Source organism: Rhodobacter sp. Har01, assembly GCF_020564565.1.
In the GTDB taxonomy this organism is placed as follows: domain Bacteria; phylum Pseudomonadota; class Alphaproteobacteria; order Rhodobacterales; family Rhodobacteraceae; genus Pseudogemmobacter.
Genome location: NZ_JAJCTD010000001.1, coordinates 429,268 through 443,349 on the forward strand (window position 1 = coordinate 429,268; position 14,082 = coordinate 443,349).

The 14,082-nt window shown below is 70.0% G+C and carries 14 protein-coding genes; 8 read left to right on the plus strand and 6 right to left on the minus strand.

All coding sequences use genetic code 11. The features are described from left to right. Positions 1-56 precede the first annotated feature (56 nt). The gene (locus LHP98_RS02060) at positions 57-2,828 is read left to right on the plus strand and encodes a glutamine-synthetase adenylyltransferase (RefSeq protein WP_227250831.1); all 2,772 of its coding nucleotides are present in this window, start codon (positions 57-59) and stop codon (positions 2,826-2,828) included. A gap of 21 nt (positions 2,829-2,849) precedes the next feature. Beyond that, entirely contained in the window at positions 2,850-3,131 is a 282-nt protein-coding gene (locus LHP98_RS02065; protein WP_227251530.1) for a hypothetical protein, read from the plus strand. A gap of 17 nt (positions 3,132-3,148) precedes the next feature. Here the strand turns inward: LHP98_RS02065 and LHP98_RS02070 are convergent, their stop codons facing one another. Next, a complete protein-coding gene (locus LHP98_RS02070; RefSeq protein ID WP_227250832.1) occupies positions 3,149-3,508 on the minus strand; it encodes a helix-turn-helix transcriptional regulator in 360 nt (119 codons plus the stop codon). A 145-nt stretch (positions 3,509-3,653) separates the two neighbouring features. Here LHP98_RS02070 and LHP98_RS02075 point away from each other — a divergent pair, with 145 nt between their 5' ends. From LHP98_RS02075 to LHP98_RS02095, 5 genes are read left to right on the plus strand one after another with little or no spacing between them, the layout of a single operon-like run. Next, the gene (locus tag LHP98_RS02075; protein WP_227250833.1) at positions 3,654-3,863 is read left to right on the plus strand and encodes a twin-arginine translocase TatA/TatE family subunit; all 210 of its coding nucleotides are present in this window, start codon (positions 3,654-3,656) and stop codon (positions 3,861-3,863) included. Positions 3,864-3,902: 39 nt separating this feature from the next. Beyond that, positions 3,903-4,475, plus strand: coding sequence for a Sec-independent protein translocase protein TatB (tatB, locus tag LHP98_RS02080; RefSeq protein WP_227250834.1), 573 nt, complete (start codon positions 3,903-3,905; stop codon positions 4,473-4,475). Next, positions 4,472-5,368: a twin-arginine translocase subunit TatC gene (tatC, locus tag LHP98_RS02085; protein WP_227250835.1), complete on the plus strand. Its 897-nt coding sequence runs from the start codon at positions 4,472-4,474 to the stop codon at positions 5,366-5,368. The genes tatB and tatC overlap by 4 nt, the downstream gene beginning before the upstream one ends. Further along, positions 5,365-6,207 (plus strand): ATP-binding protein, encoded by an 843-nt coding sequence (locus LHP98_RS02090; RefSeq protein WP_227250836.1) that lies wholly within the window; start codon positions 5,365-5,367, stop codon positions 6,205-6,207. The genes tatC and LHP98_RS02090 overlap by 4 nt, the downstream gene beginning before the upstream one ends. A gap of 52 nt (positions 6,208-6,259) precedes the next feature. Further along, entirely contained in the window at positions 6,260-7,534 is a 1,275-nt protein-coding gene (locus tag LHP98_RS02095) for a hemolysin family protein (RefSeq protein ID WP_227250837.1), read from the plus strand. A gap of 54 nt (positions 7,535-7,588) precedes the next feature. On the opposite strand, the gene LHP98_RS02100 is transcribed toward LHP98_RS02095, so the two are convergent. The 3 genes from LHP98_RS02100 to surE are packed head-to-tail and all read right to left on the minus strand — an operon-like array spanning position 7,589 to position 10,274. Continuing rightward, the gene (locus tag LHP98_RS02100; protein ID WP_413687377.1) at positions 7,589-8,770 is read right to left on the minus strand and encodes a LysM peptidoglycan-binding domain-containing protein; all 1,182 of its coding nucleotides are present in this window, start codon (positions 8,768-8,770) and stop codon (positions 7,589-7,591) included. A 56-nt stretch (positions 8,771-8,826) separates the two neighbouring features. After that, complete coding sequence (locus LHP98_RS02105; RefSeq protein WP_227250838.1) at positions 8,827-9,492, minus strand: protein-L-isoaspartate(D-aspartate) O-methyltransferase; 666 nt, start codon at positions 9,490-9,492, stop codon at positions 8,827-8,829. Beyond that, a complete protein-coding gene (gene surE, locus LHP98_RS02110) occupies positions 9,489-10,274 on the minus strand; it encodes a 5'/3'-nucleotidase SurE (protein ID WP_227250839.1) in 786 nt (261 codons plus the stop codon). The genes LHP98_RS02105 and surE overlap by 4 nt, the downstream gene beginning before the upstream one ends. A gap of 376 nt (positions 10,275-10,650) precedes the next feature. Between surE and LHP98_RS02115 the strand changes: the two genes are divergently transcribed. Beyond that, complete coding sequence (locus LHP98_RS02115; RefSeq protein WP_227250840.1) at positions 10,651-11,235, plus strand: helix-turn-helix domain-containing protein; 585 nt, start codon at positions 10,651-10,653, stop codon at positions 11,233-11,235. Positions 11,236-11,395: 160 nt separating this feature from the next. Here LHP98_RS02115 and LHP98_RS02120 read toward each other — a convergent pair whose 3' ends face one another. Together LHP98_RS02120 and LHP98_RS02125 are read right to left on the minus strand one after the other, a co-directional pair. After that, positions 11,396-12,100 (minus strand): response regulator transcription factor, encoded by a 705-nt coding sequence (locus tag LHP98_RS02120; RefSeq protein ID WP_227250841.1) that lies wholly within the window; start codon positions 12,098-12,100, stop codon positions 11,396-11,398. Beyond that, positions 12,097-14,016: a PAS-domain containing protein gene (locus LHP98_RS02125; RefSeq protein WP_227250842.1), complete on the minus strand. Its 1,920-nt coding sequence runs from the start codon at positions 14,014-14,016 to the stop codon at positions 12,097-12,099. The genes LHP98_RS02120 and LHP98_RS02125 overlap by 4 nt, the downstream gene beginning before the upstream one ends. Positions 14,017-14,082 lie beyond the last annotated feature (66 nt).

Consider the following 14,082-nt stretch of genomic DNA (forward strand, 5'->3'; position numbering starts at 1 on the left):
AGCGTGCCGCCGGCGCCGCATTGACCCCGGCCGCAGCGCGCCACATTGTGCCGGCCATGACCGACGCCTTTGCCGCCCGCCTGTCGCGCCAGCCCATCGCCTTCGATCCCGAGGCGGCCCGCGACACCGCCGCCGCCTTTGCCGACCTGCCGGCCGGGGTTCGCGACCTGATCGCCGCCACCGCGGGCTGTTCGCCCTACCTGCGCGACCTGGCGTTGCGTGACCCGGACTGGCTGCGCGCGGCCCTTTCCGGCGTGCCCGAGGCGGCGCTTGAGGCGGTGCTGTCGGCTGTGGCCGACGTACCGCTCGACGGCCTGGGTGCGGCGCTGCGGCAGGCCAAGCGGCGGGTGGCGCTGTTGTCGGCGCTGTGCGACCTGGGCGGGGTCTGGGCGCTGGAGCAGGTGACCGGGGCGCTGACCCGGCTGGCCGATCTGGCGGTGGACCTGTCGATGCGGCGGCTTGTGGCCGAGGAGATTCGTCGCGGCAAGCTGCCCGGGCAGAGCGAGGCCGATGCCGAGACCGCCGGCGGCATGGTGGCACTGGCCATGGGCAAGATGGGCGCCCACGAGCTGAACTATTCGTCCGACATCGACCTGATCTGCCTGTTCGACGAAACCCGCTATGGCAACGACGCCGGCGAGGCCCGCGCCGCCTTCATCCGCGTCACCCGCAAGATGACGGCCCTGCTCAGCGACGTCACTGCCGAGGGGTATGTCTTTCGCAGCGATCTGCGGCTGCGGCCCGATGCCAGCGTGACCCCGGTCTGCCTGTCGATGGCGGCGGCCTATGGCTACTACGAAGCCGAAGGCCGGACGTGGGAGCGCGCGGCCTATATCAAGGCGCGGCCTTGCGGCGGCGATCTGGCCGCGGGCGAGCGGTTTCTGCGCTCGCTTGCCCCGTTCGTCTGGCGCAAGCACCTGGACTATGCGGCGATCCAGGATGCCCACGACATGCGCCTGCGCATCCGCGACCACCGGGGGCTGCACGGGCGGGTGATGGTGGAAGGCCACAACATCAAGCTGGGGCAGGGCGGCATCCGCGAGATCGAGTTCTTTACCCAGACCCGGCAGCTGATCGCCGGGGGACGTGACCCGAGCCTGCGCGACAGGACCACGGTTGGCGGGCTGGCGGCGCTGGCCTGGCAAGGCTGGATTCCGCCCGAGGTCGCAGAGGACCTGACCGAGCTATACCGCCTTCACCGCGAGGTCGAGCACCGGCTGCAGATGGTGAACGATGCCCAGACGCATTCGCTGCCGGCCACAGCCGAGGGCGTGGCCCGCATCGCTGCCTTCTGCGGCCAGGACGAGGCCAGCTTCCGCGCCGGCCTGCTGGACCGGCTGGCGCGCACCGACCGGCTGACCGAGGGGTTCTTTGCCCCGGCCGAGGCCGAGGACGGGCCGGAGTTGTCGGACCACGCCCAGGCCATCGTCGCGGGCTGGCAGCACTATCCCTGCCTGCGGTCGGACCGGGCGCAGGCGATCTTTCGCCGGCTGCGGCCGCAGTTGCTGAAACGGCTGATGCGGGCGGCGCACCCGGACGAGGCGCTGGTGGCGCTGGACGGGTTCCTGCGCGGGCTGCCCTCGGGCGTGCAGATGTTCTCGCTGTTCGAGGCCAACCCGTCGTTGGTGGACCTGATCATCGACATTGCGGCCACGGCGCCGGGGCTGGCGCTGTATCTGTCGCGCAATGCCGGCGTGCTGGATGCGGTGATCGGCGGCAGCTTCTGGGCGCCCTGGCCGGGGGTGGCGGGGCTGGTGCCGGACCTGGCCAGGCGGTTGGCCGAGGCGGGGGATTATGAGCGCAAGCTGGATGCGGCGCGCAACTGGGCCAAGGAGTGGCACTTCCGCGTCGGCGTCCACCACCTGCGCGGGCTGATCGACGCCTTCGAGGCGGCCAAGCTTTATGCCGATCTGGCCGAGGCGGTGACCTTGGGCCTTTGGCCCGAGGTGGTGGCCGAGTTCGAGGTCCGGCACGGCGCGCTGCCGGGGCGCGGCGCGGTGCTGCTGGGCCTGGGGTCGCTGGGCGCGGCGCGGCTGAATGCCGGGTCGGACCTGGACCTGATCCTGATCTATGACGCCGAGGGGGTCGAGCAGTCGGACGGCCGCCGCCCGCTGCCGGTGCGGACCTATTACGCCCGGCTGACGCAGGCCATGGTCACCGCATTGTCGGCGCAGACCGCGGCGGGGCGGCTTTACGAGGTGGACGTGCGGCTGCGCCCCAGTGGCCGGGCCGGCGCGGTGGCGACCTCGCTGGCCAGCTGGCGCGACTACCAGCTGACCGAAGCCTGGACCTGGGAGCATCTGGCGCTGACCCGCGCCCGGGTGATGGCGGGAGAGGCCACGCTTGCCGACGACGTCGAAGCCCTGCGGCGAGAGATCATCGCGGCCAAGGGCAGGGACGCGGCCAGGGTGCGCGCCGACGTGGCCGAGATGCGGGCGCGGGTGCAGGCGGCAAAGCCTGCGCTGGGGGCCTGGGACGCCAAGAACGGTCCCGGGCGGATCATGGACATCGAGCTTTGCGCGCAGATGGCCGCGCTGCTGGCCGGCAGCCCGGCGCGTCAGCTTGAACGCCAGATCGCCACGCCAGCGGGCGGCGTCGCGCCCGCCGACCAGGACGCCCTGCTGTCGTCCTATCGGCTGTTGTGGCGGCTGCATGCCGCGGGCAAGCTGTTGACCGAGGCGCCGCTGGACATGCAGGCGCTGGGCGAGGGCGGGCGGGCCTTCCTGTTGCACGAAACCGGCGAGGCGACGGTCGCCGCGCTGGCCGAGCGGCTGGCCGCGTCGGTCGCCCTTGCCGGGGCCGCGATTGCGCGCCAGTTTGAAGGATAGGCAGGGATGGGGAGACGCGCGGTGCGACTGGAAGAGGCGGACCCGAAGGGCCTGGTGCGGGAGAGCTACCGGATCGAAGGCATCACCCTGGGCGAATGCCGGTCGATCTTTGTCGACTGGGCGCTGAGCCTGCCGCAGGACCGCTCGGTCACCGATGCGCTGCGCTGCCTGATCGCGGAATACGGGCCGGATGCGGCCGACCATCCGATGACGGCCACCCTGTTGCAGGGGCTGGACGCGCCCTCGGCCACCGGAAGGCGCGGCGGCCGGACGGCGCGGCAGCGCGAGGCAGGGCGGGCCTAGGCGTCCGCCCGCGGCCTTCAGCCTTCGCCCGGCGGGTCGATGCCGGCCTGCGGCAGGATGGTGGCGATCTTGTAAAGCAGCGCCCGGGCGGCGCGGGCGCGGCTGGGGTCGGTCGCCTCGACATGGCGCAGGCCGGTGGCCAGCGCGTCGATCTCGTCGGCGGTGAACATGGTGGGCGGCAGCATCAGGGGCGAGCGCAGGATATAGCCGAGCCCCCGCTCGCCCGTCACCGGCAGGCCGGTCGCCGCCATCATCGCCATGTCGCGCCAGATCGTGCGGACCGACACGCCGCAGGCCTCGGCCAGTTCGGCCGCGGTGTGCAGCCGCCCGTCGCGCAGGATCTGCACCAGGTCATAAAGGCGGGCGTCGCGGGCCATGGTCTCCTCAGAGCTACTGACAAAATACTGTCAGTTGAGGTGGGCGCGCAAGCCAGATGGGCCTTGGAACCGGGCAAAGCCTGGCCGTATGACGGGAACAGTCAAGTCATGCGCCCCGCCACCGGGGCCGGGAATGGAGGTCTCCATGCTTAACAACATCGGTTTGCCGGGCCTGCTGCTGATTGCGGTCATCGTCCTGGTGCTTTTCGGCCGGGGCAAGGTTTCGTCGCTGATGGGCGAGGTCGGCAAAGGCATCACCGCCTTCAAGAAGGGCGTCAACGACGGCACCGCCGAGATCGACGCGGCCAAGGCCGAAACCGCCAAGGACGTGACCCCCGAGAAGGACAAGGTCTGAGCGGCACCCCGCGGCTGACCTGATCCTGGAGGGAATGCAATGGATATCGGCTGGTCCGAGTTGCTGGTCGTCGGCATCGTGGCGCTGATCGTCATCGGGCCGAAAGACCTGCCGGGCATGTTCCGCGAGCTGGGCCGCATAACGGCCAAGCTGCGCGCCATGGGGCGCGAATTCAGCCGCGCGATGGAACAGGCGGCCAAGGAATCGGGCGTCCAGGACGTGGCGGATGACCTGAAGAAGGTCGCCAATCCCAAGGCAATGGGCCTGGATGCGGTGAAATCCGCGGCCGACAAGTTCGAGAAGTGGGACCCGCTGAAGAACGCCGCCAAGCCGACGACCCCGCTGCCCAAGCGCGACCTGACCCCGCCGCCGATGCCTCCGACCCCGGCACCCGCGGCGCCCGCCGCCGCCGCCACTGCTGTCGGCCCGGAAACCGCCGCGCTGGCGGAAAAGGTGGCCGCCAGGAAAGCCGCTGCCTCCGAGAAGACCGCCGCGATCCGGGCCGCGAAGGCCGCACCCCCGGCTGAGGCGGCGCCCGCGCCGACCGCAGCCGCGCCGAAACGCGGCGGGCGGGTGCGCAAGCCTGCCGCCGACACCGGAGCCAAGGCATGAGCGCGAAGGACGATATCGACGACAGCTCGGCCCCGCTGGTCGAGCATCTGGCCGAGTTGCGCAACCGGCTGATCTGGTCGGTCACCGCCTTTCTGGTGGCGATGATCGGCTGTTTCGTGGTGGCCGAGCCGCTGCTGGATTTCCTGCTGGGCCCGATCGAGCGCGCCATGCGCGGTCTGGGCGACCCGAACCCGGTGATGCAGTACACCGCGCCGCAAGAGTATTTCTTTACCCTGGTGCAGATCTCGGTCGTGGCGGGCCTGGCGGTCAGCTTTCCGGTGATTGCCTATCAGCTGTGGCGGTTTGTGGCGCCGGGGCTGTACCGCACCGAAAAGCAGGCGTTCCTGCCGTTCCTGATCGCCTCGCCGGTGCTGTTCCTGGTGGGCGCGGGCTTTGCGCATTACGTTGTCACGCCCATCGCGATGTCGTTCTTCCTGGGCTTTGCCGATTCCTATTCGCTGCTGACCGCGATGATTCCCGGCCTGACCGACGCGCCGGTGACCGAGATTGCCCAGCCCACGGCGGACACCGGCATCGACATCGTCTTTCAGGGCAAGGTGAACGAGACGCTGAGCATCAGCCTCAAGCTGATCATCGCCTTTGGCCTGTGCTTCCAGTTGCCGGTGCTGTTGACGCTGATGGGCAAGGCGGGGCTGGTCACCTCGAAGGGCCTGAAGGGGATGCGGCGCTATGCCATCGTCATCATCCTGATCGTGGCCGCCCTGGTCACCCCGCCCGACGTGATGAGCCAGCTGATCCTGTTCTTCGCCGTCTACCCGCTGTACGAAGTGTCGATCTTCCTGATCAGCCGGATCGAGAAGCGGCGCGAGGCGGAACTGCGGGCCGAGGGCCTGTGGCAGGACGAAGAGCCCGAGGACGAAGGCAAGGCATGACCGACGACCTGCCGCGCATTGCCGCCGCCTTGGAGCGGCTGGCGCCGGCGCCGATGCCGGCCCCCGATTTCGCCGCCGCCGAGGCCTTTGTCTGGCACACCGCCCCCGACCGGCTGGAGCCGGTGGTGCGGGTTTCCCGGGTGGACCTGGGGCTTTTGGTGGGGGTGGACCGGTCGCGCGATACGCTGTTGCAGAACACCCGCCACTTTGCGGCCGGGTTGCCGGCGAACAACGCGCTGCTGTGGGGCGCGCGCGGGATGGGGAAATCGTCTCTGGTCAAGGCGGTGCATGCGGCCGTGCGGGCCGAGGGGCATGACCTGAAGATCGTCGAATTGTCGCGCGAGGACTTGCCATCGGTGCACCGGCTGCTGGCGCACCTGCGGGCGGCGCCGTGCCGGTTCGTGCTGTTCTGCGATGACCTGTCGTTTTCCCACGACGACCAGCACTACAAGAGCCTGAAGGCGGTGCTGGACGGCGGCATCGAGGGGCGGCCAGAGAACGTGCTGTTCTATGCGACCAGCAACCGCCGCCACCTGATGCCGCGCGACATGATCGAGAACGAACGCTCGACCGCGATCAACCCCAGCGAGGCGGTCGAGGAAAAGGTCTCGCTGTCGGATCGCTTCGGGCTGTGGCTGGGGTTCCATCCCTGCAGCCAGGACGACTATCTGGAAATGATCCGCGGCTATTGCGCGGCGCATGGGGTGGCCGTGCCGGAAGACCGGCTGCACGCGGAAGCGGTGGAATGGCAAGCGACGCGCGGCGCGCGGTCGGGCCGGGTGGCCTGGCAGTTCTTCTGCGACCTTGCCGCCCGCGAAGGTGTGGCAGTTTCGTCCTGATTGCAGCTGTGCCCTTGCGCGAAGGGGGGCGAGGCCGTATCTGCCTGCGACCATGATCACCGAAATCCTAGTCATTCTGGGCCTCATCGTCCTGAACGGCGTGCTGGCCATGTCGGAACTGGCCATCGTCTCGGCCCGGCCCGGCCGGCTGAAGCCGCAGGCCGAGCGCAGCCGCGGCGCGGCCATGGCGCTGGCGCTGGGGGAAAACCCGGGCAAGTTCCTGTCCACCGTGCAGATCGGCATCACCGCCGTCGGCGTGCTGTCCGGTGCCTTGTCAGGCGCGACGCTGGGGCTGCGCTTTTCGGGTTGGCTGGAGGCGCAGGGGATGGACGCCGAATGGGCCGCCCGGCTGGGCGTCGGCTTCGTCGTCGTGGTGATCACCTATTTCTCGCTGATCGTGGGCGAACTGGTCCCCAAGCAGCTGGCGCTGCGCAACCCCGAGGCGGTGGCCATCCGCATGGCCCCGGCGATGCAGGTGCTGTCGGTGGTGTCCAGCCCGGTGGTGTGGTTTCTGGAACGGTCAGGCCGGGCGGTGCTGTGGCTGTTGGGCCAGCGCGGCGAAAGTGCCAACCGGGTGACCGAGGAAGAGGTGCATGTGCTGCTGACCGAGGCGCATGAGGGCGGCGTGCTTGAGGCCGAGGAACGCGAAATGATGGCCGGCGTGATGCGCCTGTCGGACCGCACCGCCAGCGCGCTGATGACGCCGCGGCAGGATGTCGAGATGCTGTCGCTGGATGCCTCGTCGTCGGAGGCGGTGGCGGCCATCCGCAAGATCGCCCGGCCGCGGATGCCGGTCGCCGATGCCTCGGGCGATGTGGTGGGGATCGTTCTCTTGGCCGATGTCTTCCAGGCGGTGTCGCGGCGCGAGGCGGTGGACCTCAAGGCGCTGGTGCGCGAAGTGCCGGTGGTGTCGGACCGGATGGAGGCGCTGGACGTGGTCGAGGTGCTGCAGAGGTCGGACCACCAGCTGGCGCTGGTGTATGACGAATACGGCCATTTCGAGGGGCTGATCACCACCTCCGACCTGTTGGAGGCGATCACCGGCGCCGAAGCCTCGTCCGACGCGGACGAACCGGCGGTGGCGACCCGCGCCGATGGCAGCCTGCTGGTGGCCGGCTGGATGCCGGCGGACGAATTCTGCGACCGCATGGGCCTGTCGCGCGGCCTGGCGGGGGCCTACGACACCGTCGCCGGCATGGTGCTGCATCAACTGGGCCACATGCCCAGCTTGGGCGAGGTGTTCCAGGCCGAGGGCTACCGCTTCGAGGTGCTGGACATGGACGGGTTGCGGATCGACAAGATCATGGTCAGCCGCATCACCGGCTGATCCTGTATCTTTCCAAGAGGTTGCCTGGCGTTTCTAAGGCTTCGCGCGAAGCCGCTACTGCAGGAAGCTCATCGGGTCCAGGCTGTCCACGCCCTTGCGCACCTCGAAGTGCAGGAAGGCCGGATCGGCCGCCCGCACCACGCCGATGGCCTGGCCGCGGCTGACCTTGTCGCCCTTCTTGACCTTCAGCGCATCGACCCCGGCATAGACCGTCAGCAGGTTGTCGGCGTGGCGGATCACCACGATCTGCACCTGCTCGGTGTCCTTGGTGATGGCAGCGACGGTGCCGCTGTCGGCCGACTTGACGGCGGTTCCGGCCGGGGCCGAGATGTCGATGCCCTGGTTCCGCTTCTTGTCGTAGCCGCGAATGATCTTTCCCGCGACCGGCATGGCGAGTTTCGACGCCGAGGCCGCGGTGCGGTCCTCGCCAAGATCGGGTGAGGGCGGTGTCTCCTTGGGCTTTGTGGCGGCGGGCGTGGTCTCTTCATCCGGCAAGGGGGTCGAGGCCGAAGGCGGCAACGGCGTCGGGGTGCCGGCGCCGGGCGGCACGGGCACCGGCTCAAGCTCTGGCGCGGCGGCGGTGGCAACCGGGATGATCAGCGTCTGGCCTTCGCGCACCGCCATGTCGGGGCCAAGCCCGTTCCAGTCTGCCAGCGCCTTGGCCGACACGTTGTAGGCGCGCGCGATGGTGAAGGCGGTTTCGCCGCGGGCGACCTTGTGGCGCAGCGGTTCCTGGCCGCCGCCCGGGGCTGCGGCGGCGGGGCTGGGCCCGACCTCGTCCAGAGCGGTGGTGGCGATCGAGGTGATGTCGACCGGCCGGCTGCCGGCCCCGGCGGTGGGCGCCAGCGGCTGCGGGGCGGCCGACACGCGCGACGGCAACAGCAGCAACTCGCCCGCCCGCAAGGGATCGTTCGGTTGCAGGGCATTGGCGCGGGCCAGTTCGGCCGGCGTGATGCCCAACCGCGAGGCCAGGGCGGCGACGGTGTCGCCGCGCCGCGCCTCGGCCAGTTGGTAGCCCGGGTAGGACAGCACGCCATTGGCATCCGGCACCGGCCTGGACGCCGTGGCCTGCCGGGCTTCGGCCGAGGTGTTGCCCGGTCCCGCCCGCAGGTCCCAGTCGAAATCGCCCATCGGGGCATCCGAACAGGCCGCCAGCAGAGCCAGTGCGCTGCCGGCAAGCAAAAGCCGCGGCGCCGCGCTGCGGGGCCGTCCGGGACTGCGGGTCGTAACTGTCATGCTGTGCCGCCTCTTGCCACATCGTCCGGGTTGGCCCCGGCTCTTGGGCCGAAAGATTACTCGTTTCCAAGGCCTTCGACCAGAGGGACGAAGCGCACTGGGCGAAGTTCTTCATAGTCGTAGCCGCGGTCGCCGCGGGTGACCTTGATCAGGTGCTGCACGGCATCGGACTGACCCACCGGCAAGACCATGATCCCGCCCGGTTTCAGCTGCTGCAGCAGCGGGCCGGGTGGGTCTTCGGCGGCGGCGGTCACCAGGATGCGGTCGAACGGCGCCTGGTCGGGCAGGCCGAACGAGCCGTCGGCCGTCATGCAGGTGACGTTGACCAGGCCGAGGTCGCGAAACAGCGTCGAGGCCTCGCGCACCAGCCGCCGCCAGCGGTCCACCGTATAGACCCGCCGCGCCAGTTGCGCCAGCACCGCCGCCTGGTAGCCCGACCCGGTGCCGACCTCGAGCACGGTATCGCGCGGGCCGACATTCAACGCCTGGGTCATCAGCCCCACCACCGAGGGCTGGCTGATGGTCTGGCCGCAGGCGATGGGCAGCGGCATGTCCTCATAGGCGCGCTCGGCGAAGATGCCGCGGACAAAGCGGCCGCGGTCCACCTTTTCCATCGCGGTCAGCACGCGGGGGTCGGTCACGCCATGCGAGCGCAGCGCGAACAGGAACCGCATCTTGCGCTCGGCCAGGTGGGCGTCTTCGTCCCCGCCCGCGCCGGTCATGCCAGCCGCGCCTGCAACTCGGCCAGCAGGTCGTGCGCGGTCAGGTCGGCGCGCATCGGCGTGACGGAGATGAAGCCTTCGAGGTTCACCGCGGCATCGCTGCCGGGCAGGGTGGGGGTATGCTGCGGGCCGCCCTTGATCCACAGGAACTTGCGGCCCGAGGGCGAGATGTGGGGTTCGACCCCGAACGAGGTGTCGCGGCGGAAGCCCTGGGGGGCGACCCTGGTGCCCTTGACGGCGGCGGCCGGGACCGGCGGGAAGTTGACGTTGTAGAAGGTGCGGTAGTCGTCGCCGGTCCACAGGCCGCGGTCCAGAAGCGCGCGGATCACGCCGGCCCCATGGCTGCGGGCGGCTTCGAAGGGGTCGGCCAGGCCGTCGGTTTCCGGCCCCATGAACTGCGACAGGGCGATCGCGGGAATGCCCTGCAGGGCCGCCTCCATCGCGCCGCCGACGGTGCCCGAGTAGAGCACGTTCTCGGCCGCGTTGTTGCCGCGGTTGACGCCGGACAGAACCAGATCGGGCCGGGCGCCCTGCAGCACGTCATAGATCGCCGCCAGCACGCAATCGGCCGGGCTGCCTTCGGCAGCAAAGCGGCGCGGGCCAAGCTTGGCGATCATCATCGGGTGGGTGTAGCTGATGCAATGGCCGACGCCCGATTGCTCGAAGGCGGGGGCGACGGTCCAGACCTCGCCCGCGGGGCCGGCAAGAAGGGTGGCGATCTCGGTCAGGACTTCAAGTCCGGGCGCGTTGATGCCGTCGTCGTTGGTGATCAGGATGCGCATCTTTCCCCCGCGGCTTGCGCCCCTGATTAGACGACAGGCGATGCCCCTACAAGCGCCCGGCTGCAGCCGCCGCCGCAGGATGCAACCGGGCGGCGGGGGCGGCCGATGCGGCAGACCGAAGGCCGGGTCGGCGACCGGACCTGCCAGGGCCTTGCCGCCCCAGAACGAATGCCGCCTGCAAAGCCTGGCGGCGGTGGTCCAGCGCGCCGCCGGGCCGCGGCACCAGACCGGTCCTTGCCGTACGGACCCGGCCTGCGACCGGTCCATACGGCCGTAGGGAGGCGACGACGGTATCGACCGGACCGGCGTTAACCGTTCCTTCAACTCGCGCCGCAAGACTGCACGGCATCGAACCGGCAGCAGCAAAGGCGGCGTCATGCGGATCATTCACCAGTTGGGGCGCGAAGACTGGATCGAAGCCGGGCTTGCAGTGCTGTGTTCGCAAGGCCATGCCGCGCTGCGGGTCGAAGCGACGGCGCGGCGGTTGGGCGTGTCGAAAGGGTCGTTCTACTGGCATTTCCGTGACCGGTCAGCCTGGCGTGACGCCTTGCTGGGCTATTGGGAGCATCTTGTCTTTGCCGGACTGCTGCGGGAGGGGGCAAAACGGCAGCGCCCGCCCCAGACCGACAAGCCCGAAGAGGGCCATTGGCCCATGGCAGAGGTCAGGTCGCCGCAGCCGGGGCAGGACGACCGCCTGCGGCGCCAGGACGGCGGTTCCGCTGCCCTGGCGGGGTCGCGGCGAATCGCGTCGGGGCAGGCGGCAGCGGCGGTCCTGGTCGATCCGGGCCGACTGGAGGCTGCGTTCCGGCTGTGGGCGCAGGACGATGCCTGGGTCGCGCGGGCCGTTGCGCGGGTGCAGAAAGAGCGGCGGTCGCATGCGATGGGCCTGGCCCGGCTCTCCGCCGCTTCGATGGCCCATCCGGGGAACCGGGAGGAACGCCGTCTGGCACGGGCGGGGTGACGCTCGGGCGACCTCTGGCCCTTGCCGCGGAGGGTCGCGTCGCGGGGTGACCGCACCGCCGGTTCTGCCGGCAGTGTTGCGGAGCGTTCCGGCCTGACCGCGGGCAGCGTTTGGGCCGATGGCCTGTCGCGCCGGGACAAAGGCCGGGCGCCGGCCGGTGTCAATCCCAGGCGACGTCGCTGAGGAAGATGTAGCCGGCGCCATAGATCGTCTTGATCAGGCCGGGGTTCTTGGGGTCTTCGCCCAGCTTGGTGCGCAGCCGCGAGATGCGGACGTCCATCGCGCGGTCGAAACTGTCGCCGGCCACGCCGCCCAGGGCTTCCTGCATCTGGGCACGGCTGATCAGCCGGCGGGGGCTTTCCAGAAACATCCGCAGCACCTGGCCTTCGGCATTGGAGAACGGAATCTGCTCACCCGTCCCGGACACCAGCGTGTAGCTGTCGAACAGCGCCGTCCAGCCGGCAAAGCGGGCGATCTGGGCCGTGCGGTCGCTGGCGGCGCGGGACTTGCGCAGGCGGGCGCGGACGCGGGCGACGATCTCGGCCGGATCGAACGGCTTGATGATGTAGTCGTCGGCCCCCAGTTCCAGCCCGACGACGCGGTCCTGCACCTGGCTGCGGCCGGAAATGATGATGATCGCGGCGCCGGACTCCAGTGCCAGCCGGTGAACCAGCACCAGCCCGTCGCGGTCGGGCAGGCCCAGGTCCACCAGGCAGACGTCCGGAGTGATGCGTTTCAGCGCGGCCTCGAACTCGGTCGCGCGGGCGTAGGTGGTGCAGCGGAAACCGGCCTCGGTCAGCGCGTCCGAGAGCATCCGGCGGATCTCGGGTTCGTCGTCCAGGATGGCGACGTGGGCTTGGCTCATCCGGGCACCGTGGGCAGGAATTGCGCCAGCGTGGCCGCGTCAAAGGGCTTGGGCAAGAGCGCAAAACGCGCCGCCGCCGCGGCGCGGGTGGGGTCCGCGGGGGGCAGCGAGGTCATCAGGGCCAGACGCGGGCCCTTGCCCTGAAGGGCCGTGGCCAGGTCCAGGCCGGTGCGGGGGCCGCGCAGATGGATGTCGGTCAGCACCAGATCGAGGCCCGGCAGGTCGGCCAAGGCTTCGGCCTCATCGGCACTGGCGGCCTCGATGACGCTGTGGCCCAGGGCGCGCAGCATCTCGCGCACGGTCTCGCGGATGTCGTCGCTGTCTTCCACCAGCAGCACCATCCGCGGCGGGGCCAGGGCGGGGGCGGGGCGGTAGGGCAGGCGCAGGTCAATTCGCGCACCGCCTTCGGGGCGGTTGGACAGCCGCAGCGTGCCGCCGGAGAGGGTCGTCTGGTCATAGACCATGGAAAGACCAAGGCCCGAGCCTTCGCCGCCTTTGGTGGTGAAGAAGGGATCGGTCGCCCGCTCCAGTGCCTGGGGGGAAAAGCCGGTTCCGGTGTCGGTGACGGTGAACTCGATCCAGGTGTCGTGCACCGGGTGGGCGCTGAGGGCGATGCAGCCGGGGCCGCGGCCGATGGCGTCCTTGGCATTGAGGATCAGGTTCAAGAGCGAATCCTGCAAGGCGTCGGCGTCCAGCAGGACGGGACGGGCCAGGTCCCGGACGTCGATCTCAAGCCGGATGCCGTCGGGCAGCGCAGGCCCGGCCAGCAGCCCGAGGTCGGACAGGAAGGCCGGCAGGTCCACCGCCACGGGGCGCAGCGTCCGGTGGCCCGAGATCGAGGCGATGCGGTCCAGCAGCGTGCCGCCGCGGCGGGTGGCGGCCAGGGTCGAGGTCACCAGATCGCGGGCGCCGGGGGGCAGCCCCAGCCGGTCCAGCCGCGATTGCAGGCCCAGGATGATGGTCAGCAGGTTGGCGAAATCATGCGCGAGACCAGAGGTCAGTTGCGCGGCCAGCTCGCGGCGCCGGGTCTGCAGCAGCGCATTGCGGGCCTGGGTTTCCTCGGTGATGTCCATCGACAGGATGTAGACGCCGTTGATCGGCCCCTCTCCCATCCGGTCCGGCGTGAAAGCGGCGCGGATGCGGCGGCCCGAGTCCTCGTCGGTGAATTCGAACACCGAAGGTTCGCCCGCTAGCGCTCGGCGCAGGGCGGGTTCGATCTTGGCAAAGGTCAGCGGGCCAAGCGCCTCGGCGCCGGTCAGGCCGATGATGTCCGAAGGACGGTCCGGAATGACCGAGTTGAGCCGCCGGTTGGTATAGGTGTAGCGCAGGTCGCGGCCGACGTGGGCAATGTGGGCCGGCATCATCTCGGTGGTCAGCCGGGTGCGCGCCTCCATTTCGGTCAATTGCGCGGTGACGATCTCCAGCGCCGAATTGGCGGCCGACAGTGCCCGGTTGGTTTCCGACAGCCGCTCGGCGTTGGACAGCAGTTCCTCGGACAGTTCGGCCGACCGTGCCCGCAACATCTGCTGCTGGATGCGCACCTCGGTGATGTCGGTATAGACGGTGACCCAGCCGCCCTGCGGCAGCGGCACGCCTTCGACCGAGACCCAGCGGCCGCTTGGCCGCATCCGTTCCAGATAGTGCGGCACGAAGGCCCGGGCCGCCTCGACCCGCGCCTTCACCGCTTCTTCAGCATCGGCGACGGGGCCGTATTCGCCGCGCTGGACCAGGTAGCGGATGGTTTCCTCGAACGCTGCGCCGGGGGTGACAAAGCGATCGGGCAGGCTGAACATTTCCTGGTAGCGCCGGTTGCAGACCGCCAGCCGCAGGTCGCGGTCGAAGATCGACAGCGCCTGCTGGATCAGGTTCAACCCGGTGCGCGTCAGGCTGTTGCGTTCGTCATCGGAAATCGGCATCCGCGGCCTCCCCGGCACCATGGCTATCACCCGGCGCGTGGCCCGGGGAAGGGGCAAGCCGCCGCT

What these genes read in the sequence shown, in the direction of transcription:
- LHP98_RS02060 (WP_227250831.1), top strand. Translation starts at nt 57, where the DNA reads ATGACCGACGCCTTTGCCGCCCGCCTGTCGCGCCAGCCCATCGCCTTC.
- LHP98_RS02070 (WP_227250832.1), bottom strand. Translation starts at nt 3,508, where the DNA reads ATGGCCCGCGACGCCCGCCTTTATGACCTGGTGCAGATCCTGCGCGAC.
- LHP98_RS02075 (WP_227250833.1), top strand. Translation starts at nt 3,654, where the DNA reads ATGCTTAACAACATCGGTTTGCCGGGCCTGCTGCTGATTGCGGTCATC.
- tatB (WP_227250834.1), top strand. Translation starts at nt 3,903, where the DNA reads ATGGATATCGGCTGGTCCGAGTTGCTGGTCGTCGGCATCGTGGCGCTG.
- tatC (WP_227250835.1), top strand. Translation starts at nt 4,472, where the DNA reads ATGAGCGCGAAGGACGATATCGACGACAGCTCGGCCCCGCTGGTCGAG.
- LHP98_RS02090 (WP_227250836.1), top strand. Translation starts at nt 5,365, where the DNA reads ATGACCGACGACCTGCCGCGCATTGCCGCCGCCTTGGAGCGGCTGGCG.
- LHP98_RS02095 (WP_227250837.1), top strand. Translation starts at nt 6,260, where the DNA reads ATGATCACCGAAATCCTAGTCATTCTGGGCCTCATCGTCCTGAACGGC.
- LHP98_RS02100 (WP_413687377.1), bottom strand. Translation starts at nt 8,770, where the DNA reads ATGACAGTTACGACCCGCAGTCCCGGACGGCCCCGCAGCGCGGCGCCG.
- LHP98_RS02105 (WP_227250838.1), bottom strand. Translation starts at nt 9,492, where the DNA reads ATGACCGGCGCGGGCGGGGACGAAGACGCCCACCTGGCCGAGCGCAAG.
- surE (WP_227250839.1), bottom strand. Translation starts at nt 10,274, where the DNA reads ATGCGCATCCTGATCACCAACGACGACGGCATCAACGCGCCCGGACTT.
- LHP98_RS02115 (WP_227250840.1), top strand. Translation starts at nt 10,651, where the DNA reads ATGCGGATCATTCACCAGTTGGGGCGCGAAGACTGGATCGAAGCCGGG.
- LHP98_RS02120 (WP_227250841.1), bottom strand. Translation starts at nt 12,100, where the DNA reads ATGAGCCAAGCCCACGTCGCCATCCTGGACGACGAACCCGAGATCCGC.
- LHP98_RS02125 (WP_227250842.1), bottom strand. Translation starts at nt 14,016, where the DNA reads ATGCCGATTTCCGATGACGAACGCAACAGCCTGACGCGCACCGGGTTG.